15 protein-coding genes and 1 pseudogene are annotated in these 16,470 nt (G+C 68.8%); 7 read left to right on the forward strand and 9 right to left on the reverse strand.

The window, feature by feature from the left end; genetic code table 11:
* Positions 1-614: pseudogene (locus tag HR086_RS03435) on the forward strand (monooxygenase); the annotation flags it as partial.
* A gap of 6 nt (positions 615-620) precedes the next feature.
* On the opposite strand, the gene HR086_RS03440 reads toward HR086_RS03435, so the two are convergent.
* Positions 621-1,253 (reverse strand): TetR/AcrR family transcriptional regulator, encoded by a 633-nt coding sequence (locus HR086_RS03440; RefSeq protein ID WP_174454187.1) that lies wholly within the window; start codon positions 1,251-1,253, stop codon positions 621-623.
* Positions 1,254-1,346: 93 nt separating this feature from the next.
* On the opposite strand from HR086_RS03440, the gene HR086_RS03445 reads away from it, so the two are divergent.
* Together HR086_RS03445 and HR086_RS03450 are read left to right on the forward strand one after the other, a co-directional pair.
* The gene (locus HR086_RS03445) at positions 1,347-2,390 is read left to right on the forward strand and encodes an SDR family oxidoreductase (protein ID WP_174464862.1); all 1,044 of its coding nucleotides are present in this window, start codon (positions 1,347-1,349) and stop codon (positions 2,388-2,390) included.
* A gap of 92 nt (positions 2,391-2,482) precedes the next feature.
* Positions 2,483-3,592, forward strand: coding sequence for an MBL fold metallo-hydrolase (locus tag HR086_RS03450; RefSeq protein WP_174464863.1), 1,110 nt, complete (start codon positions 2,483-2,485; stop codon positions 3,590-3,592).
* A gap of 5 nt (positions 3,593-3,597) precedes the next feature.
* On the opposite strand, the gene HR086_RS03455 is transcribed toward HR086_RS03450, so the two are convergent.
* Both HR086_RS03455 and HR086_RS03460 read right to left on the reverse strand, forming a co-directional pair.
* Positions 3,598-4,953 carry a hypothetical protein gene (locus tag HR086_RS03455; protein ID WP_174464864.1) on the reverse strand — a complete coding sequence of 452 codons (1,356 nt, stop codon included), beginning with the start codon at positions 4,951-4,953 and terminating at the stop codon, positions 3,598-3,600.
* Between the two features lie 103 nt (positions 4,954-5,056).
* Complete coding sequence (locus tag HR086_RS03460; protein ID WP_174464865.1) at positions 5,057-5,980, reverse strand: LysR family transcriptional regulator; 924 nt, start codon at positions 5,978-5,980, stop codon at positions 5,057-5,059.
* 106 nt (positions 5,981-6,086) lie between these two features.
* Between HR086_RS03460 and HR086_RS03465 the strand changes: the two genes are divergently transcribed.
* The 3 genes from HR086_RS03465 to HR086_RS03475 all read left to right on the forward strand — a co-directional run bounded on the left by HR086_RS03465 (position 6,087) and on the right by HR086_RS03475 (position 9,409).
* A complete protein-coding gene (locus HR086_RS03465) occupies positions 6,087-7,811 on the forward strand; it encodes an alkaline phosphatase family protein (protein WP_174464866.1) in 1,725 nt (574 codons plus the stop codon).
* Positions 7,812-7,921: 110 nt separating this feature from the next.
* Complete coding sequence (locus tag HR086_RS03470) at positions 7,922-8,485, forward strand: regulatory protein RecX (RefSeq protein WP_141641645.1); 564 nt, start codon at positions 7,922-7,924, stop codon at positions 8,483-8,485.
* Positions 8,486-8,632: 147 nt separating this feature from the next.
* Positions 8,633-9,409, forward strand: a complete 777-nt coding sequence (locus HR086_RS03475; protein ID WP_174464867.1) for an alpha/beta fold hydrolase — start codon at positions 8,633-8,635, stop codon at positions 9,407-9,409.
* Between the two features lie 18 nt (positions 9,410-9,427).
* Here HR086_RS03475 and HR086_RS03480 read toward each other — a convergent pair whose 3' ends face one another.
* The gene (locus HR086_RS03480; protein WP_174454193.1) at positions 9,428-10,330 is read right to left on the reverse strand and encodes a LysR family transcriptional regulator; all 903 of its coding nucleotides are present in this window, start codon (positions 10,328-10,330) and stop codon (positions 9,428-9,430) included.
* A 90-nt stretch (positions 10,331-10,420) separates the two neighbouring features.
* On the opposite strand from HR086_RS03480, the gene HR086_RS03485 reads away from it, so the two are divergent.
* On the forward strand, positions 10,421-11,536 hold the full coding sequence (locus HR086_RS03485; RefSeq protein ID WP_174464868.1) for an aldo/keto reductase: 1,116 nt from the start codon (positions 10,421-10,423) through the stop codon (positions 11,534-11,536).
* A 27-nt stretch (positions 11,537-11,563) separates the two neighbouring features.
* Here HR086_RS03485 and HR086_RS03490 read toward each other — a convergent pair whose 3' ends face one another.
* From HR086_RS03490 to HR086_RS03510, 5 genes are all read right to left on the reverse strand, one after another.
* Positions 11,564-12,151, reverse strand: a complete 588-nt coding sequence (locus HR086_RS03490) for a Uma2 family endonuclease (protein WP_174464869.1) — start codon at positions 12,149-12,151, stop codon at positions 11,564-11,566.
* Positions 12,152-12,200: 49 nt separating this feature from the next.
* Positions 12,201-12,791, reverse strand: a complete 591-nt coding sequence (locus HR086_RS03495) for a Uma2 family endonuclease (RefSeq protein WP_174464870.1) — start codon at positions 12,789-12,791, stop codon at positions 12,201-12,203.
* Positions 12,792-12,855: 64 nt separating this feature from the next.
* The gene (locus tag HR086_RS03500) at positions 12,856-13,593 is read right to left on the reverse strand and encodes an SDR family oxidoreductase (RefSeq protein ID WP_141641651.1); all 738 of its coding nucleotides are present in this window, start codon (positions 13,591-13,593) and stop codon (positions 12,856-12,858) included.
* Between the two features lie 24 nt (positions 13,594-13,617).
* Positions 13,618-15,009, reverse strand: a complete 1,392-nt coding sequence (locus HR086_RS03505; protein ID WP_174464871.1) for an FAD-binding oxidoreductase — start codon at positions 15,007-15,009, stop codon at positions 13,618-13,620.
* A 13-nt stretch (positions 15,010-15,022) separates the two neighbouring features.
* On the reverse strand, positions 15,023-16,468 hold the full coding sequence (locus HR086_RS03510) for a UbiA family prenyltransferase (RefSeq protein ID WP_174454198.1): 1,446 nt from the start codon (positions 16,466-16,468) through the stop codon (positions 15,023-15,025).
* Positions 16,469-16,470: the final 2 nt, after the last annotated feature.

The raw sequence follows: 16,470 nt of genomic DNA on the forward strand, positions 1-16,470 counted from the left end.
GGCTGGAGGTGGCCACGGAGGGGCCCCGGCGCTTCGGGTTGCGCAGGCACTTCCAACTGGCGCCGTGGACGCCCTACGTGGAGGTCCACTTCGCGGACGGCGTGGAGGCGTATGTGACGCCCGCCGGAGCGCGCCGCGTGGGGCTGGCCTTCCTGTGGGAAGACGGTGGCGTGGAGGGGCGGGTGGGCTTCGACACGCTGCTCGCGCGCTTCCCTCGGCTCCAGGAGCGACTGCTCGTCGCGTCGCCTGACTCGCAGGTGCGCGGCGCGGGGCCGCTGGCGCGGGTGGCGCGGGTGCGCGTGGCGGACCGCTTCGCGCTGGTGGGCGACGCGGCGGGCTACGTGGACGCGCTGACGGGCGAGGGCCTGTCCCTGGCCTTCGCGTGCGCGGAGTCGCTGGGGACGCTGCTGCCGGACGCGCTGACGAAGGGGGCGACGCGCCAGGTGCTGCGCCCCTACGAGCAGCGCTTCCAGCAGGTGTTCCGCAAGTACGCCTGGGCCACGCGCGCGCTGCTCATGCTGGCGCGAAGGCCCGGGTTGCGACGCCCCATCGTCCGGCTGCTGGGGCGAAGCCCGTGGATGTTCGAGAGAATCCTCCACGCCGTCGTGGCGTGACGGGCCCTACTTCGCCATCACCCACCCGACGAACAGCTCCACGGAGCGCTCCAGCAGGGGTTCAATGGAGTCGCTCCGGGTCTTCTTGCGCAGGGGCCCCTCGTTCCACAGCGAGGCGAGGCCGTGCACCCAGGCCCAGACGGTGAACGCGAGCGTGTCCATGTCCACCTTGCCGCCCGTGGTCTCCTTCGCCAGCTCCTGGAGCCGCCCGTAGGCGCGCATGCCCTCCGCGTGGAGGCTCGCGTACTTCTCCTCGTCCCCCCACTCCTGCCGGAACATGACGCGGTAGTGCGCGGGGTGCTCCACGGCGAAGCGCACGTAGCACCGGGCGAGCGCCCGCAGCTGGTTGTCCGTCCGGGGGGCTCGGATGCTGGACAGCGACTCGTCCATCCGCTGGTTGAGCGCCCGGTAGCCCTCTTCCGCCACCGCCGCCAGGAGCGCATCCTTGTCCCGGAAGTGGTGGTAGGGCGCCGCCGCCGTCACACCGGCCCGCCGGGCGACCTCGCGCAGGGACACCGCACCCACGTCCTCCGTCGCGATGAGCTTCAGCGTCGCGTCCACCAGGGCCTGGCGCAAATCTCCGTGGTGGTAGGCGCGCTTTCGCGGCGCCGCCGGTTTCTTCCCGACCCGAGTCGTCATCGCCCCTGCCCCCTTCCTGGAATGTCGTTCATCTTGACACTGCTGAGATTGCCTCTTATCTGAACAGTGATCATATAGACTGGGAGACGCGGGATGCGCGCATTCGTGACGGGTAGCACGGGCCTGTTGGGTAACAACGTGGTGCGGGCGTTGGTGGCGGGAGGACACACGGTGCGGGCGCTGGCCCGCTCGCCGTCGAAGGCGCGCCAGGTGCTGGGGGGCCTTGCGGGCGTGGAGGTGGTGGAAGGGGACATGCTGGACGTGAAGAGCTTCGCGGCCGCGCTGGAGGGATGTGACGTGGTCATCCACACGGCGGCCTACTTCCGTGAATACTACGCGCCCGGCGACCACTGGCCGAAGCTGTATGCCATCAACGTGAAGGCCACGGTGGAGCTTGCCGAGGAGGCCCACCGACGCGGGGTGAAGCGCTTCCTGGACATCAGCTCCTCGGGGACGGTGGGGACGAAGCCGGACGGCTCGGCCGGAGACGAGCAGACGCCGCCCGCACCCGTCGCCTCCTCGAACCTGTACTTCAAGAGCAAGGTGGAGTCGGAGCGGGAGCTGAATGCCTTCAGCGCGCGCTCGGGCCTGGAGGTGGTCTACATCCTGCCGGGGTGGATGTTCGGGCCGGGGGACGCGGGCCCCACGGGCTCGGGCCAGTTCGTGCTGGATTTCCTCGCGGGGAAGATGCCGGCGCTGCTCGACGGCGGCTCGTCGCTGGTGGACGCGCGCGACGTGGCCGAGGCCACGGTGGTGGCGGCACAGAAGGGCCGTGCGGGCGAGCGGTATCTGGTGGGCGGTGAATTCGTGGACCTCGTGACGCTCTCCCAGGCGCTCGAGCGGGTGACGGGGGTGAAGGGGCCGCGCCGGACGCTGCCGCATGGGCTGGCGGTGGTGCTGGGCGCGTTGGGGCAGACGTGGGCCCGCCTGACGGGGGGCCAGACGTCGCTGACGGTGGAGGGTGTGCGCGTCATGCACGCGAATCTGAGCGTGGATTCGACGAAGGCGCGGCGGGAGCTGGGCGCGTCGTTCCGTCCCCTGGACGAGACGCTGCGCGACACGGTGGCGTGGCTGCGCGAGCACACGCTCAAGGCCGCGCCCGTGCTGGAGAAGCCCCAGGTCGCCACTTCCCCTTGAAGAGGCCTGCGCGTCGTCACGCCGGCCGTTACGATGGGTCCCCAGCGCGCCCTGGCCGGAGGGCTCGGTCGCTTCGATGGAGTGTCGTGCCCATGCCCCTGGACCGCCAGTCCCCCACCTCGACGGTTCTGTTCCTGTTGCTGTGCGCACCGCTCCTCGGTGGCTGTCTCTTCGCGGGCCCGAGTCACCAGGGGCCGCCGCTCGCGCACTTCGATGGCGAGAAGTTCCACAACCTCGGGGACGCGCCGGAGCTGAAGACGACGGAGCTGGTGGAGGCGGCGCTGAAGGAGCCTCGCGGAGAGTGGCGGGAGTACGAGGAGCTGACCCCGGGCAGGACTCCTCCGACGCGGGTGGGGCCGGGCCGGCTGCGGGTGACGCTCATCAACCACGCCACCGTGCTCCTCCAGGCGGACGGGGTGAATGTGCTGACGGACCCCATCTACTCGGACCGGCCCAGCCCGGTGCCCTGGGTGGGGCCCAAGCGCGTGCATCCGCCGGGCATCCGCTTCGAGGACCTGCCGCCAATCCACGTGGTGGTGGTGAGTCACAACCACTATGACCACATGGATTTGCCCACGCTGCGCCGGCTGGAGGAGGCGCACCATCCGCGCTTCATCGTCGGCCTGGGCAACAAGGCGCTGCTGAAGGGCGAGGGCTTCCGGAACGTGGAGGAGCTGGACTGGTGGCAGTCCACGGACGTGACGCCGGAGGTGAAGGTGACGGCGGTGCCCGCGCAGCACCGCTCCAACCGGGGCCTCACGGACCTGTCCGAGACGCTGTGGGCGGGCTACGTCGTCTCCACCACGGGAGGGCCGGTGCTCTTCGCGGGGGACACGGGCTTCGGTCCGCACTTCTCGATGATGGCCGCGCGCTTCGGGCCCATGCGGCTGTCGGTGCTGCCGATTGGCGCGTTCCGTCCGCGCATCATCCACAAGGTGCACATGGGGCCGCGCGAGGCCCTGGATGCGCACAAGGTGCTGAACTCCTCCACGTCCGTGGCCATGCACCACAACACCTTCCCCATGGCCTTCGACGGGCAGGACGAGGCGAAGTTCCTGCTGCTGCGGTTGCTGGCGCGCGAGGAGGTGCGACCGCGCTTCTGGGCGCTGGGGTTCGGCGAGGGACGCTACGTGGAGCCGCTGCCGACGACCGCCGCGGCCCTCGCGGGTATCTGCCACCCGGATACGGTGGTTTCCGAGTAGCCGCTTCAGCGATTGAACGGAACTTCCTGGACCCAGTTGAAGCCTCGGTTGAGGAGCTGGAGCTGGGAGGTGTCCACCTTGCGCACGCGGACGTGGAGGGCGGCGCCCTCGAAGGTGCCCTGGATGACCAGGTGCTCCGGGTCTGGCTGCTCCAGGGTGAAGGTCGTCTTCTTCGCGTCCTCGCCCCGGCCTTCGGCGAGGACGAGCATCCGGGTCTCCGGGCTGCCCGACACCTGGTAGCGCTGTGTGGAGTCGTCCATCTTCCGGAGGGTCATCCGGAAGCGGCCGATGGCGAGGCTGCGCCAGCGCGAGGTGTCGCCCAGGAGCGGGGGCAGCACCTGTCCATTCTTCGTGAAGGATTCGACCTCATAGAGGCCGTAGAGCGGCGGCAGTGGCGCGCCATCTCCCCACTTCATGTGGCCCTCCAGGGTCCGGCTGGCATTGGAGTAGAGCATCCAGCCGACGAAGAGGAGCTTCACGCCTCGCAGCGCCCAGGTGACGCGGGAGGAGAAGGCGAAGGGCGTGTCGAGCACTGCGGGCTGGGTGGCGCGGTTGAAGACGAAGACGTCGGCCAGGCGTCGGAGGTCGGGCAGCAGCAGGAAGACGGCGTACAGCAGGAGCAGCGTGGAGTAGAGCTTGACGGGGACGTCGTAGAAGAAGTTCAGCGCCACCACGTTGGACATGACGCCGACGACCACCAGTGAGCCGAGCGTGGTGGTGCGTCGGAAGAGGAGCAGCAGGCCTCCCAGCACCTCCGCTCCTCCGGTGAAGAGGTTGTAGCCCGGGGAGAAGCCCATGAAGGTCCACAGCAGCCCCATGGGAGAGAACTCGCCCAGGGGTTGCGTGAGTCGGTCCACGGTGGGGAAGGGGAATTGGGACTTGAAGACCTTGGCGAAGCCATAGGACAGCATGGCGAGGGCCAGCATGTAGCGGACGTAGACGCGCAGGAAGTCGTGGGCCTTCACGTACCGGGTGCGACGCCGGTCGATGACGGACCACACGCTCGCCGCGATGAAGGCGAGCACCAGGCAGAGGGCCGTCTGCGCGTAGTCGATGGCCTTGTCTCCGCTGCCAGACGTGGCGATGGAGAGCTCCTGCTCGTAGCCGACCACATGCCGGGCGACCCAGGGCACGACGACCTGCCAGAAGCCCGAGATGGCCGTGGACAGGGGCCTGTCGATGAAGGGGAGCGCGTCCAGCGGGAAGGCGAAACAGTAGATGAGGACGAAGGCGCAGACGAAGCGGAATGCGATGCGCTTCGCGGGGCTCCAAGACTCGGGCACCGGAGGGGCGGAGACGGGCGCCGCTGGCACTGGAGCGACGGACCCTGGCTCGGAGTGAAGAGGGGTGGCGGTGGTCATGGAGGGCTCCTGCGCCCAATCGTAGCCAGGGAGCACGGGGTGCCCAAAAGGATGATTGCCCTGTGGCGCGCTCGCGGGAGCCCGCTCCGTTCCTCCGAGGCGCCTACCGCGCCTTTGTCCGGCGTGTCTTGGGCGCGGTGAGTCCACGCTGCTCGCTGGCGGTGCGCAGGGACTCGATGAGGCGGAGCGCCGCGGGGTTCTCCGGGGCGCTCGCCCGCTGCACGGAGTAGATGAGGTTGACGACCTGCTGGCGGCTCGGGGCCTGGGGCACGACGACGGTGCCCTGACGGGCGGCCTGGGCGACGCAGTGGTCGGGGAGGATGGACCAGCCGTGGCCGGCGGCCACCGTGCCCAGCACCTCTTCCAGCTCCTCGAAGTGGTACGTGCCCCGCACGGAGCGGGGCTGTCGCCCGTAGTGGCCCTCGAACCACTTGCCGAAGACATACTCACACTCGTCATACGTGATGAAGGCCAGGTCCTCGAAGGCCGCGAGCGACGGGAACGCGCGTCCCCGTGCCTGGGGCGGACCGACGAGCACCAGCTCCTCGCGCCACACGGGCGCGGTCAGCAGGCGGCTCGATACGTGGGGCAGGTAGACGAAGCCCACGTCACAGACACCGTCCTCCAGGGATGAGAAGACCTGGTCCGCCGTGGGGAAGCGCAGGGAGTACGGCGCGGAGGCCCGCTCACGGGAGAGGAGGGGATAGAGCACATAGCGTCCGAAGCCGCTCACCGAGGCGATGCGCAGCGGTGCTGGCTGGGTGTCGCCTTCCTTGAACGTGCGCGCGAGTCGACCGAACTCGTCGAAGAAGCGCTCACAGAGGGCATGCAGCTTCGTGCCCGCGTCGGTCAGCGTGAGTCGCCGCGTCGTGCGGTCGAAGAGCACGGTGCCCAACTGCTGCTCCAGTTGATGAATCTGGTAGCTCACCGCCGGCTGCGTCCGGTGCAGCACCGTCGCCGCGCGACTGAAGCCCCGCTCGCGGCTCACCGTCAGGAAGGTCTCGAGATAGCGAGGGTCCAGATCCATCGAACCATTCTATCGGCTCCATCCAGTCTATCCATTGGATTGATGGCGCGGAGCGCTCGCAGGATGCCCTCCACATCGCGAGGTGCGCGGTGTCGGAGGTGGAATCATGACGGGTTCATGGAGTCGGACGCTCGTGTCGCTGGGCTGTCTATGGGTGGTGCTGGGCTCGCGCCCGAGCGAGGCACGTGAGCCGGAGGTGTCCTCGGGCAAGGTGGGGTCGCGCACGGTGGCTCCAGTCCGAGGCTCCTCGCGGGCCCAGGCGTCCGCCGTGGAAGAGGCGCGTCCGTCGTTGGTGGTGTTCCTGGTGTTCGACGGATTGCGCTACGACGACCTGGAGCGGTGGCGCCATCGGATGGGGCCGGGAGGTTTCCGCAGGCTGCTGGAGGGCGGCACCGTCTTCGACTCCGCGCGCTATCCCTATGCGACGACGAAGACGTGTCCAGGACACGCCACGCTCGCGACGGGGGCCCTGCCCGGCGCGCACGGAATCATCTCCAACGAGTGGTACGAGCGGGAGTCCGGCGCGGAGGTGAGCTGTGTAAAGGACGCCGCGAGCCCACCGCTGGATGACCCGAAGGGAAAGGGCGTGTCACCCCGGCGACTGCTGGTGCCGACGTTGGGAGACCGGTTGCTCGCGACGCATGGGGCCTCGTCGCGCGTGCTGTCCGTCTCGTTGAAGGACCGCGCCGCCATCATGCTCGGAGGCCACCGGGGACAGGCGTACTGGTGGGGCACGAAGGGCTTCACGACGAGCCGTCACCACGCGGAGCAACTGCCATCCTGGGTCTCCACCTGGAATCAGGCCCAGGTCTCCCAGAAGGGTGGAGTCTGGGCACGAGGCGCGGAGCCCGGAGCGTATGGCGCGCTGGGGCCCGATGACGATGCGCGCGAGCGTCCACCCGAGGACCTGGGGCGGACGTTTCCGCATCCCCTCTCCACGGAGGACGCCTTCCTCTACACCCCGCTGGGCGCGGAGAAGCTGTTCGAGTTCGCCCTGGCGGGCCTGCGCGCCGAAGCGCTGGGGAAGCGTCCTGGTGCGAGGGACCTGCTGGCCATCGGCATGTCGAGTGTTGATGTGGTGAGCCACGCCTTCGGTCCGGAGAGTCACGAGACGGCGGACATGATTCTCCGAATGGACAGGGCGCTGGCCGCGTTCCTGGCGACGCTGGAGCGGGAGCTCGGATTGTCGCGGGTGCTGGTGGCCATGAGCGCGGACCACGGGATGGCGCCCGCGCCCGCGCGAGCCGAGCAGCGGATGCCAGGTGCGCTCGTGACGCACGCGGTGGACGCGGCGCTGGACCGGGCGTTCGGACCCGAGGACTGGGTGGAGGCCTTCAGCGTGCCGCACCTGTATCTGCGTCAGTCGCGCCTGAAGGCGCGCAAGGTGAGGTTGGAAGATGCCGTCGAGGTGAGCCGCACCGCGGTCCAGGCGCTGCCCGGCATCTCCGACGTCGTCTCCGCCTCGGACGTGAGCGCGGGCCGTGAGCGGGGCTTCGCTCGAAGGGTGCGCGGGGAGTACGTGCCGGCGCGGTCCGGGGAACTCGTCATCATCGCGGACCCGCATGTGCTGCTGGAGCCGGGGGAAGACCATGCGAGCACGCACGGCACGCCGTACGAGTACGACATCCACGTGCCGCTCATCCTCTTCGGCCAGGGCCTCCCCGCCGCGCGCCATGGGCGGCCCGTCACTCCGCTCGACCTGGCGCCCACGCTGGCGACGTGGCTGGGCGTGACGCTGCCGGATGCCTCGGGAAGTCCGCTCTGCGAGGCCCTGGCGCCTGGGACGTCCGTGCCCGCGAGCTGCGCCGCGAATGCCGCCGCCGCTCGATGAGGGCGAGTGAGGAGGCGGTGGCGCCGCTCGACTGCCCGCTTGGGTGTTCCTGGACCTGACACCTCTTGTTTCGCGTCCGGGTCAGACGCCCCTGGTAGATAGGGGGCCACGTGGACGACGACCGGACCGGACAGGACAGCAGGCCCCCCAGGAAACAGAAGCGACCCCGGAAGGTGTCCGCCCGCTATCTGGAGAACGTGGCGCTGCACTACCTCAAGCGCTACGCCTCCACGGTGAGCCAGTTGAAGCGCGTGCTGGTGCGCCGGGTGGACCGCTCGGTGAAGGAGCATGGCGGAGACCGCGCCGAGGCGCTCGGGTGGATTGACGCGCTCACGCAGAAGCTCGTCCGCAACAACCTCGTCAACGACGACGCCTATGCGGGGATGAAGGCGCAGTCACTGCGCGCTTCGGGGCGCAGCACGCGGATGATTGCCCAGAAGCTGCGGATGAAGGGCGTGGCCTCGGACCTGGTGCAGCGCAAGCTGGCGCTGGCCACCGCGGAGGTCTCCGACGAGGACGCCGCGCGCATCTGGGCCCGGAAGAAGCGACTGGGGCCCTTTCGCAAGGACCTGGCCACGCGTGAGGAGAATCGCAAGCGCGACCTCGCGTCGCTGGCTCGCGCGGGCTTCTCGTTCGGCGTGGCGAAGAAGATCATCGACGGAGCACTCGACTAGCGCTGCGACGTCCGGCCCGGCGTGAACTCCCATGCCGTGATACCGCGAAGCAGTTTTGCGGAAAAGAACGCAGCTATCAAGTTGCAAAAGTCTCCCGTACTTCCCCGCGTGACTGGAACACCTCCAGTCCCTCACGGGAGTCACGGGATGAACGCGACGAAAGACCTGCGGACAGTCACGCTCGATGGCCTGCGAATGCACTGCACGCTGATGGGCGAGGGCCCTCCTCTCGTCCTGCTCCACGGCTTCACGGGGACGGGCGCGGACTGGGTCCATGTGTTCGACCTGGAAGTGCTCGCCCGCAGGTACCGGCTCATCATTCCGGACCTGCGGGGCCACGGCCGGACCGACAACCCGTCAGAGGACTTCACCACGCGCCAGTGCGGGGTGGACGTGCTCGCGCTGCTGGACTCGCTGGGCATCGAGCGGTTTCGCGCCATCGGCATGAGCCTGGGCGGCAACACGCTGCTGCACCTCGCGACGCGTGCACCGGGCCGCGTGGAGCGGATGGTGCTCGTCTCCAGCACGCCGTACTACCCCGCGCAGGCGCGCCGCATCATGGCCACCTTCACGGAGGAATCGCGCACCGAGGCCGAGTGGGCGGACATGCGCTCCAAACACGTCCATGGGGACGCGCAGATTCGCGCGCTCTGGCGACACGGCCGAGGCTTCGCGGACAGCTTCGACGACATGAACTTCACGCCGCCGTTGCTGGGCACGGTGCGCGCGCGGACGCTGCTCGTCCAGGGGGACCAGGACCCGCTCTATCCGCTGGAGCTGTCGGTGGAGCTGTATCGCGCCATTCCCGCGTCCCGGCTGTGGGTCGTCCCGGGCGGGGGACATGGCCCCATCTTCGGGGAGCAGCGTGAGGACTTCGCGCGAACGGCGCTGGCGTTCCTGGAGGAGCCCGCGCCGGCGTCGTGAGGTGGCGATGCCCCCGTGTCAATTCGTGGGGAGCAGCTTGCGCGCCAGGGCGATGAAGGCGCGCAGCGGCGCCGACGCGCGAGCCCGGTGGGGGTAGTACAGGAAGATGCCCGGGACGGAGGGCGCCCAGTCCTCCAGCACGGGCACGAGGGTGCCCGCGCGCAGGGCGGGGGCGACCTGCAGCTCCGCCAGGTAGGTCAGCCCCACGCCCGCTACCGCCATGCGGTACATGACCTCCGAATGGTCCGTGGCCAGCCGGCCCTTCACCTGGATGCGCAGCTCCTTGCGACCCCGCTCCAGCTCCCAGTGATAGGGCAGGCTCGTCGTGGGCGCGCGGTAGGTGATGCAGTCATGTTTCGCCAGGTCCTCGGGGTGCATCGGGGTGCCGTGGCGCTTCAGGTAGGAGGGGGAGGCGAGGACCATGAAGCGGAAGGCCGGCGTGAGCCGCACCTGCACCATGTCCTTCTCCACGGCTTCAATCAGCCGCAGTCCCGCGTCGAGTCCCTCCTCGACGATGTCCACGAACCTGTCGGACAAGCGCACCTCCGCGTGGACATGCGGATTGTCCCGGAGGAAGCGGGGCAGCACCGGCTCGATGATGCTGGCGAGGGCGATGCTGGGCACCGTGAGTCGCAGGGTGCCGGTGAGCTGCGTGGTATCGGCGGACAGGTGCTCGAGCGCGTTGAGGGCGGACTCCAGTCCCGGGGCGGCCCGCTCCAGCAGTCGCTGGCCGGCGTCGGTGAGCGACACGTTGCGAGTGGTGCGAAAGAACAACGCCTGTTGGACGCGCTCCTCTAGCAGCCGCACGGACTGACTCACCGCGGAGGTGGAGACGCCCAGCTCCTTCGCGGCCCGGGTGAAGCTCTTGTGCCGTGCGACGGAGACGAACACGGCCAGCTCGTTCAGAGGGGTCAGTGCCATTGTGAAGCCATTCTAAACAGTGCTTTCGCGCCGTGCCTCTTCTCCGAAAGGCCCTCGGGCGGCAGTTTGAGGTCATTCACGGAGGCACACATGACGACGACGAACCGCATCGACTCGCTTTCCCGTTACCACCTGTTGGGGCGCTCGGGGCTGCGGGTGAGTCCGCTGGCCCTGGGGACCATGACGTTCGGCACGGAGTGGGGCTGGGGGAGCCCCAAGGACACGGCGCACCGCCTGCTGGCCCGCTACCTGGAGGCAGGGGGCAACTTCCTCGACACGGCGGACGGCTACACGAACGGGACGAGCGAGGAAATCATCGGGGACTACTTCGCGAAGCAGGGCGGGCGTGACGGCGCCGTCATCGCGACGAAGTTCACGGTGAACACGTCGCCGGGAGACCCGAACGCGGGAGGCAACGGACGCAAGAACATCCACCGCGCGGTGGAGGGCTCTCTGCGCCGGCTGAAGACGGACTACCTGGACCTGTACTGGATGCACGCGTGGGACGGCATCACTCCGATGGAGGAGGTGATGAGCACGCTGACGGACCTCGTGAGGGTGGGGAAGATTCGTTACATCGGCCTGTCGGACGTGCCGGCCTGGTACTTCGCGCGGGCGCAGACGCTGGCGGAGCGCGAGGGCTGGGAGCGCGTCGTCGCGTTGCAGTTGGAGTACTCGCTGGTGGAGCGCAACATCGAGCGGGAGCACATCCCGGCCGCGCTGGAGCTGGGGGCGAGCATCACCCCGTGGAGCCCGCTGGCGTCGGGGTTGTTGTCGGGCAAGTACACGCGAGAGGGCCTGGTCGCGAAGGGAGAGGGGCGACTGCCGGCGGTGCAGGGCCGAGGCAACCCGGGAATGGAGAAGCTCTTCACGGAGAAGAACTGGCGCATCGTGGATACGCTGATGGAGGTGGCGCGGGAGCTGGACAAGCCGCCCGCGCAGGTGGCGTTGGCGTGGGTGACGCGGCGGCCGGGGGTGGCCTCCACCATCATCGGGGCGACGAAGCTGGAGCAGCTCGAGGCGAACCTGCGTGCGCTGGACGTGGAGATTCCGGAGGCGCAGGCGGCGAAGCTGGACGCGGCCGGTCGCCCGGAGCTCGTCCACCCGTACATCTTCTTCGAGAACGCCTTCTTCACCAGCGGCATGTTCACCGGTGGCACGTCCGTCCGGGCCGAGCCGACGTGGTTCCGCCCGGCGGTGCGCTGAAGCTCGGATGCGCGCTGGAGGCTGGTTTCAGTCGGTGCGCTGAAGGGCGCGCCAGAGCCAGCCCCAGCGCAGCTCCAGGTCCTCGAAGGGTGGGACTCGGATGAGGGCGTCGTGCTCGTTGTAGACGCCCAGCTCGGCCCATTGTCCTTCACGCAGCTCGCTCACGGTGAGCGTGCGTGAGTCCAGGTCGATGAGCCACAAGTGTTTGATGCCGAGTCGCGCGTAGAACGGGCGCTTGATGCGCAGGTCATACGCGCGTGTCGACGGCGACAGGATTTCACAGACCCAATCGGGCTCCGTGGTCCATTGTCGCTCGGGAAGACGGGCGACGCGCTCTCTCCGCCAGCCCGCGAGGTCTGGGATGAACTCCGGGGAGCCTCCGGCCTGCACGCCGGGCTCGACCATGAGCCACCAGTCGCCCGGCCCTGGGTTTCCGAGCTGGAACGGACCATCCAGCTCACCAAAGAGTCTCAGCCCGAAATAGACATGCCCACCACCGGGGCGGGCATGCGTGTACAGCGCTCCATCGATGATCTCGCCCACGACGCCCTCGGGCAGAGCCTCGATATCGGCGAGGGTCGCGACACCCTCTGTCTCGCGCTTGCCGTAGGCCATGCCCCGAGTGTGGAGATAGCAGCGCTGTCTGACAAGCGGACGCGAGAGGCTATATCCCGGCGGAGGGCTCCACGAACGGCCAGAGCGCGCCGAGTCTCAGCTCGAGGTCTTCGAACGGAGGCACGCGGACGACGTCCTCATCACCGTAGGTCCCTACTTCCATCCAGAGTCCGTCGCGCAGCTCGCTCACCGTGAGGGTTCGTGCGTCCACGTCGATGAACCACAAGTGCTTGATGCCAATCCGCGCGTAGAACGGCTGCTTGATGTGCAGGTCATACGCACGTGTCGACGGTGACAGGATTTCGCAGGCCCAGTCAGGTGCTACGAGCCAGGAACCCGTGGGTAGCCGTGCCACCCGGTCCTTCCTCCAGCCCGCGACGTCCGGAATGAACTCCGGCGAACCCTCCAGCCGGATGCCGGGCTCCACCTGAATCCACCAGCCCCCAGGTCCGCCACTCCCATGCTGGAAGGGGCTCCAGAGCAGGGCATGCAGACTTCCAAGGGTATTCATATGCCCAGCACGTGGCTGGGCATGCACATACAACGTTCCTTCGATGATCTCGCCCACGACGCCCTCGGGCAGAGCCTCGATGTCGGCGAGGGTCGCGACACCCTCTGTCTCGCGTTTGCCGTAGGCCATGCCCCGAGTGTGGAGATAGCAGGGCCGTCCGACAAGCCGCGCCGCTGACGGCGTCCGTTTACAGCTAGAGCTTCAACTTCTTGAACACGGATTCCGGGATGCTCTTGATGATGAGCATGATGAGCGCCCAGATGCCGGGAACGTAGACCTCGTTCTTGCGCGCATCCGCGGCGCTGAGCAGTCCGCGTGCCACCTTCTCCGGCGAGGCGAACAGCTTGTTCTTCGGCAGGTGCGCCGTCATCGGTGTGTCCACGAAGCCCGGCTTCACCGTCACCACCGCCACGTTGGACTTCGCCAGGCGATTGCGCAGGCCCTGCAGGAACACGGTCAGCGCGCCCTTCGACGTGCCGTACACGTAATTGCTCTGCCGGCCGCGGTCTCCGGCCACCGACGAAATCACCACCAGCGTGCCGGCCTTCTGCGCCTCGAAGCGGTTGGCCAGCACCGTCAGGAGCGACGCCGCGCTCAGGAAGTTGGTGCGCAGCACCGCCTCCGTCGCCGTCCACGAGCGCTGCGCCTCCGCCTGGTCTCCCAGCACGCCGTGCGCCAGCACCACGCCGTCCAGCCCGCCCAGCGCCTGGAACGCCCCGTCCACCAGCGCCTCGTGCACGGCGAAGTCGTTCAGGTCCACCGCCTTCGACTCCACCTTCGCGGCGCCCCGCGTGGCGGCATCCTTCGCCACCGCGTCCAGGTTCTCCGCGTTGCGGCCCACGAGGTACAGCGAGGCACCGCGAGCGGCGAGCAGCCGCACCGTCGCCTGGGCAATGGCGCTGGTGGCGCCGAGGACGAGCACTTTCTTCATGGGGTCGGCAATCTCGGAGAGAGGTCAGCGAAGCGCAAGCAAGGACTTGGGATGCGGCGCTCCGGAAGCGCGCTCCGATTCCAGCGAGAAGGGCATCGTCACCGGATTCATCCGCCGCCAGAACGACGAGGAGAACGCCGGGTCGATGTACCCCGCGAACTCCGCGCGGCGCGGGAAGTACGCGGCGAAGCTCTCCGGACTCATCCTCGCGTCCTTCGCCGGATACACCGCGCCGCCCGCCTCGCGCGTCACCCGGTCCAGCTCCTCCACCAGCCGGTACGTCTTCTCCCCCCGGTTGGCGAAGTCCATGGCCAGCGTCACACCCTGGCGCGGAAAGGACATCCACCCCGGCGAGGGAAGGTCACCGAAGGTCTTCAACACCGAGAGGAAGCTGGGCAGCCCGCCGCGCGAGCTGCGCTCCAGGATGTCCTTCAGCGCGTCACGCGCGGTGGCGTAGGGCACCACGCACTGGAACTGGAGGAAGCCCCGGCTGCCATAGATGCGGTTCCACGCGTAGATGGCGTCCAGCGGATAGAAGAACGGGTCGTAGTGCGTCAGCCGCTGCTTGGGCTTGCCGTTCTGCCGGTGGAAGTAGAGCCAGTTGAACGCCGACACCGACAGCCGGTTGAGGCAGAAGGCCGGCATGTCCATCGGCACCGCGAGGCCAATGCCATGCGACAGGTGGCTCTTGGTCAGCGGGAGCCCGTCGAACTGCGGCGGCGCGAAGTTGCCCCGGTACAGCAGGCCCCGTCCCACCTTCTTGCCGCGCGCCAGGCAGTCCACCCACGCCATGGTGAACTCGTGGTCCGCCTCGGACTCGCGCGCCACGACGAGGAATTCGTCCAGGTTGCCGAAGGGCACCGTCTCCTGGAGCACGTACGGGTTGCTGATGGGCTTGAGCTGCACCTCCGCCCACGTGACGAGCCCCGTGAGGCCCAGGCCGCCAATCGTCGCGCCGTACCAGTCCGGGTTCTCGTCCGGCGCGCACACCCGGCGGCTGCCATCCGAGCGCACCAGCTCGAAGCGGCGCACGTAGCGGCCGAACGTCCCGCCCCGGTGGTGGTTCTTCCCGTGCACGTCGTTGGCGATGGCGCCGCCCACCGTCACGTACTTGGTGCCCGGCGTCACCGGCAGGAACCAGCCCCGAGGCGCCGCCAGTCGCAACAGCGTGTCCAGCGTGACGCCCGCCTCGCAGCGCACCACGCCCGTGGCCGCGTCGAAGGCGATGAGCTTGTCCAGGCCCGAGGTGAGCAGCAGCGTCCCGCCCCCGTTGAGGCAGGAGTCGCCATAGCTGCGCCCCAGCCCGTGCGGCAGCACGGAGCCAGAGACTTGCGGCAGCGCGTCCGAGCGCCACGTCAGCGCCTGCGTGCGCTGCTCGACTTGGGGGTAGCGCCCCCAGGACTCCAGTGACTTCATCGCGGAAGCCCTCTCACGTGGCCGCCCACAAGACCAGGGCGGAGACGAGCCCCACCGCGTAGCTCACCTTGTCCTTGAGCGCGAAGACGAGCGGGTCCTCGTTCACCTGCCCGCGATGCGCCAGCACCCAGATGCGGCCCACCCAGTAGAGCATCACCGGGCACAACAGCCACAGGCGCTCCGGGTGGTCGTAATAGACAGTCACTTCCTTCGACGTGATGTACAGCGCCAGCACCAGCACGGACACCTGGCCCGCCGCCGCGCCCAGGCTGGCGAGCTGCTCGTAGTCCTGCGCCAGGTACCCGCGCCCGTGCGCGGACGTCTCGTTGGACAGCCGCAGCCGACGCACCTCGCTCAGCCGCTTCACCAGCGCGAGCGACAGGAACAGGAACATGCTGAACATGAGCAGCCAGCTCGACGTGGGCACGCCCACCGCCAGCGAGCCGCCGAAGATTCGCACCGTGTACAGGCCCGCCAGCACCAGCACGTCCAGCATCACCACCTGCTTGAGCCGCAGCGAGTACGCCAGCGTCAGCGCGTAGTACGTCGCCAGCAGCGCCGCGAAGGCGGGCGGCAAGAGCAGGCACACCGCCGCCCCGGCGAGGAGCAGCACTGGCGCCAGCACCACGCCCACGCTCACCGGCAGCGAGCAGGCCGCGAAGGGGCGCTTCTTCTTCGTCGGGTGCCGCCGGTCCGAGTCCAAATCCAGCAAGTCATTGAGCACGTACACGCTGGACGCGCACAGGCTGAACGCCACGAAGGCCAGCACCGCCTGGGCCAACAGATTCGGCGCCGCGGCCTTGTGCGCGGCGAGCACCGGCACGAAGACGAGCGCGTTCTTCGCCCACTGGTGCACGCGCAGCGCCTTCACCCAGACGCGCGGGCCCACCTTGGGCCTCTCGAAGACGCGGTGGACCTGACGCCCCAGTCCCCGGGCCTTCTCGAGCACGCCCGCCGGCGCGTGGACCACCACGATGTTTCGCGACTCGCGCCACAGCGGCACGTCCACCGCGTCGTTGCCCGCGTAGTCGAACGTGCCCAGCGCGGCCTTCAGCTTCGCCAGCTTGCGCGCGCCGGAGAGGTTCACCGTGCCGTCGCTGGCGTGGACCTCCGCGAAGATTCCCAGGTGCGCGGCGACGGCCTGCGCGATTCGCTGGTCCGCCGCCGTGGCCAACACCAGCCGGCGGCCTCGCGCCTTCTCCTCGTGGAGGAACGCGAGCAGCTCCTCGTTGTACGGCAGCTGCGCGGCGTCCAGGCCCGCCCGCCGGGCGACCTCCGCCTTGAAGTACGCCTTGCCCTTGAGCACCCACAGGGGCAGCAGCAGGAGCAGCCACGGCGCGCGCTTGAAGAGCACGAGCAGGTTCTCGTGCAGCGTGTCGGTGCGCACCAGTGTCCCGTCGAGGTCGACGGCGAGCGCCACGTCGGGCGAGTCAGCGGTGAGGGGTGTCTCGGGAAGCATGG

Source organism: Myxococcus sp. CA039A, from assembly GCF_013336645.1.
Lineage (GTDB): Bacteria > Myxococcota > Myxococcia > Myxococcales > Myxococcaceae > Myxococcus > Myxococcus llanfairpwllgwyngyllgogerychwyrndrobwllllantysiliogogogochensis.

What these genes read in the sequence shown, in the direction of transcription:
- HR086_RS03440 (WP_174454187.1), bottom strand. Translation starts at nt 1,253, where the DNA reads ATGACGACTCGGGTCGGGAAGAAACCGGCGGCGCCGCGAAAGCGCGCC.
- HR086_RS03445 (WP_174464862.1), top strand. Translation starts at nt 1,347, where the DNA reads ATGCGCGCATTCGTGACGGGTAGCACGGGCCTGTTGGGTAACAACGTG.
- HR086_RS03450 (WP_174464863.1), top strand. Translation starts at nt 2,483, where the DNA reads ATGCCCCTGGACCGCCAGTCCCCCACCTCGACGGTTCTGTTCCTGTTG.
- HR086_RS03455 (WP_174464864.1), bottom strand. Translation starts at nt 4,953, where the DNA reads ATGACCACCGCCACCCCTCTTCACTCCGAGCCAGGGTCCGTCGCTCCA.
- HR086_RS03460 (WP_174464865.1), bottom strand. Translation starts at nt 5,980, where the DNA reads ATGGATCTGGACCCTCGCTATCTCGAGACCTTCCTGACGGTGAGCCGC.
- HR086_RS03465 (WP_174464866.1), top strand. Translation starts at nt 6,087, where the DNA reads ATGACGGGTTCATGGAGTCGGACGCTCGTGTCGCTGGGCTGTCTATGG.
- HR086_RS03475 (WP_174464867.1), top strand. Translation starts at nt 8,633, where the DNA reads ATGAACGCGACGAAAGACCTGCGGACAGTCACGCTCGATGGCCTGCGA.
- HR086_RS03480 (WP_174454193.1), bottom strand. Translation starts at nt 10,330, where the DNA reads ATGGCACTGACCCCTCTGAACGAGCTGGCCGTGTTCGTCTCCGTCGCA.
- HR086_RS03485 (WP_174464868.1), top strand. Translation starts at nt 10,421, where the DNA reads ATGACGACGACGAACCGCATCGACTCGCTTTCCCGTTACCACCTGTTG.
- HR086_RS03490 (WP_174464869.1), bottom strand. Translation starts at nt 12,151, where the DNA reads ATGGCCTACGGCAAGCGCGAGACAGAGGGTGTCGCGACCCTCGCCGAT.
- HR086_RS03495 (WP_174464870.1), bottom strand. Translation starts at nt 12,791, where the DNA reads ATGGCCTACGGCAAACGCGAGACAGAGGGTGTCGCGACCCTCGCCGAC.
- HR086_RS03500 (WP_141641651.1), bottom strand. Translation starts at nt 13,593, where the DNA reads ATGAAGAAAGTGCTCGTCCTCGGCGCCACCAGCGCCATTGCCCAGGCG.
- HR086_RS03505 (WP_174464871.1), bottom strand. Translation starts at nt 15,009, where the DNA reads ATGAAGTCACTGGAGTCCTGGGGGCGCTACCCCCAAGTCGAGCAGCGC.
- HR086_RS03510 (WP_174454198.1), bottom strand. Translation starts at nt 16,468, where the DNA reads ATGCTTCCCGAGACACCCCTCACCGCTGACTCGCCCGACGTGGCGCTC.